At 56.3% G+C, this 2017-nt stretch carries 5 protein-coding genes; all 5 read left to right on the top strand.

Annotated features, from left to right (window positions below):
- The first annotated feature begins 168 nt into the window (after positions 1-168).
- A complete protein-coding gene (locus EXE42_RS20820; RefSeq protein ID WP_158293721.1) occupies positions 169-477 on the top strand; it encodes an HNH endonuclease in 309 nt (102 codons plus the stop codon).
- 54 nt (positions 478-531) lie between these two features.
- Entirely contained in the window at positions 532-963 is a 432-nt protein-coding gene (locus EXE42_RS15250) for a hypothetical protein (RefSeq protein WP_137706882.1), read from the top strand.
- A complete protein-coding gene (locus tag EXE42_RS15245; protein ID WP_137706881.1) occupies positions 963-1409 on the top strand; it encodes a hypothetical protein in 447 nt (148 codons plus the stop codon). Before EXE42_RS15250 ends, EXE42_RS15245 begins: the two co-directional genes overlap by 1 nt.
- Positions 1403-1762 (top strand): hypothetical protein, encoded by a 360-nt coding sequence (locus tag EXE42_RS15240; RefSeq protein ID WP_137706880.1) that lies wholly within the window; start codon positions 1403-1405, stop codon positions 1760-1762. Before EXE42_RS15245 ends, EXE42_RS15240 begins: the two co-directional genes overlap by 7 nt.
- 32 nt (positions 1763-1794) lie before the next feature.
- A partial coding sequence (locus EXE42_RS19620; RefSeq protein WP_206750724.1) for a hypothetical protein occupies positions 1795-2017 on the top strand: 223 nt, incomplete at its 3' end.

Raw genomic sequence — 2017 nt, 5'->3', positions numbered from 1 at the left:
CATCACAAACGCACACACGGCGTCAGTCTTACTGAGGAAGAATTTCAGTGCGACTGGTGTGAAGAAACGTTCACACGCCAACGAAGCAAAGTAAGAAACTGGGATGGGACTTTCTGCTCTCCCGAGTGCCGTACTGAGTGGCTTGCTGATGAGTTGTCTGAACGCCGCATGGGTGAAGACAACCCAATGTTCGGACAGACAGGTGAGGAACACCACAACTGGCGTGGTGGATACGGGCAGAACTACGGAGAAGGATGGTTGGACGCCCGAAGACGAACACTTGAACGAGACAAGTACGAGTGTCAAGATTGTGGGATGGACAGACAATCCCACAAAGAAACATTCGGGTACGATTTAGAAGTCCATCATATTCAGCCATTTCGCACATTTTCGGACGCGGCTACTGCGAACCAGCTATCAAATCTAATCACACTATGTACGACGTGCCATCAAAAACGCGAGAATCGAACGGAATGAACGTCTCGACGCTGTTCGGAGAGCAGGCGTAACGAGTCACGGAGGGACACCCACATGACGATCCCGTGGGGGTTGCTTCAATCCAACCCGACGCTGGTTGTGTTGGTTCCGTTCGCGTGGCTGTTGTGGCAGTTTTACGCGCCACCCTTCATTGACCGACTCGTCGGCTACAAACCCGACAGTAACGAGCATCTCTACGACACCCGCGTCACGAAGCAACTTCGAACTATCTTCTCACAGGTGGATCGGGTTGACGAGCGAATCGACTCAATTGGTGAGGACGTAGAGCGTGTCGCGGACACCCAAGAGGATCTCGTCAACATCACCCTCGCACAGACACATCACATGAACGGCCACGACGGTGAGATAGACGTGTCCGCCGTCGAAGAACGCCTTCGGGATGATCGCGAGGACACCCCCGACGACTTCCTTGAAGAAACTTCAGACGAGAGTCGCTGGAAAGACGACGAGGAGCGTGATTCGTAATGCCAGCCAACGACGCTGACTTCGATATAACCTCAAACAGCGACCTGCGGGCTGCTGTTCGTGACGAAACACAGTATTCTGAGTCACACATCTCCGAAGAAGACCTCTCGGGGCTTGTTGATTCAGGAAAGCGTGTGTTGGCGCTACGCGCCGATGTGAGCGATTTCTACGGCGACCGTGGGCTGGCCGTCGCGCTGCTCGGAATCGTCTGTGCGAAGGCGAAAGGCGCCGTAGAGAACAGTCCTGTTCGGGTGGACAACGTCGGCCCCAACGACGTGACCTTCCGTACCTCTGATGGCTCCAGTCTTCAGTTGGGCCAGTACGAGGAGATGACCCAACTCGGGTTGTCGGAAGCAAGCGCCGTTGACGACGCGATCCAAGGGATCGAGTTTACGACGCCTACCGCACAGACCGCGCTGATCGACGGTATCCGTAACCCATGTTAGCCGTTGACTACCTGCTCTCGGAGACGAAGATCAACGAGGCGGACTGTACGGTCTACCGCACCGCAGGTGGGCGGTCGTACGACAGCAGCGACGAGCGTGTTGGTGAGACGGCAATATGGCTATTTGATGCGTCTGCGTCTTCGAACGTGGTCACTGAAGGGACCGAGGAGGAAACATCCTTCACGGGGCTGTTACGCCCATCTTGTGACCTCCAAGACGGCGTTCGCGTCGGAGACGAACTAACCTTCGACGGCCATCCCGAACGGCGCTACGAGGTGCGGACGAAAGTTGGGGTGCCAACGGAGTTAGATCCCGAGGTGTGGCAACTCGGGATCGAACGCGCTAACGACTAATGGCTCGTTCGTTTGGACAGGCGGCGAAGGACGTGCTCGAACTGCGAGACGATCTCGCAGACAAACACGACGAGGCAACCGAGGAGGGGATCGACACCCTCCAACGGAGCGTCCGCCGTCATCTACTTCGTCAAGACTCCGTCGCTCGGACGACGCTACTTCGCGATATTCTCACAGGGCGGACGGTGTCGCCCGACCTCGACACGATAACCTCCCGTGCTGTTCATCTGCCCGAGTGGGCGAAATACGTTGAGT

The sequence above is a fragment of the Halorubrum sp. SP3 genome, assembly GCF_005435195.1.
GTDB lineage: Archaea > Halobacteriota > Halobacteria > Halobacteriales > Haloferacaceae > Halorubrum > Halorubrum sodomense.
Note: the sequence above shows the minus strand (reverse complement) of the source record. Positions and strands in the feature narration are given on the sequence as shown.